Genomic DNA, 400 nt, shown 5'->3' with positions numbered 1-400 from the left:
ATATGGCTCAGTTGGTAGAGCGCACCCTTGGTAAGGGTGAGGTCCCCAGTTCGACTCTGGGTATCAGCACCACTTCACTTCTCCTTCCCGTTTCTCTCTGTTTCAATTTTACTGTATTCAACAATTCAGGCATTTCGCCTGGTTGATGTGGTGATATCACCGATTTATCCGTGTCTTAGAGGGACAATCGATGTCTAAAGAAAAGTTTGAACGTACAAAACCGCACGTTAACGTCGGTACTATCGGCCACGTTGACCATGGTAAAACAACGCTGACCGCTGCAATCACTACCGTTCTGGCAAAAACCTACGGTGGTTCTGCTCGTGCATTCGATCAGATCGATAACGCACCAGAAGAAAAAGCTCGTGGTATCACCATCAACACCTCTCACGTTGAGTAC

General features: G+C 47.2%; 1 protein-coding gene. It reads left to right on the top strand.

All coding sequences use genetic code 11. The features are described 5' to 3' along the window. Nucleotides 1–190: 190 nt before the first annotated feature. Nucleotides 191–400 (top strand): GTP-binding protein (locus DEO48_RS17545; protein ID WP_019704641.1); only part of this gene is annotated, 210 nt, incomplete at its 3' end.

Origin of the sequence: Enterobacter sp. CGMCC 5087 (assembly GCF_003144775.1) — a bacterium.
GTDB lineage: Bacteria > Pseudomonadota > Gammaproteobacteria > Enterobacterales > Enterobacteriaceae > Enterobacter > Enterobacter cloacae_M.
This window is presented reverse-complemented; position numbering and strand designations above follow the sequence as displayed.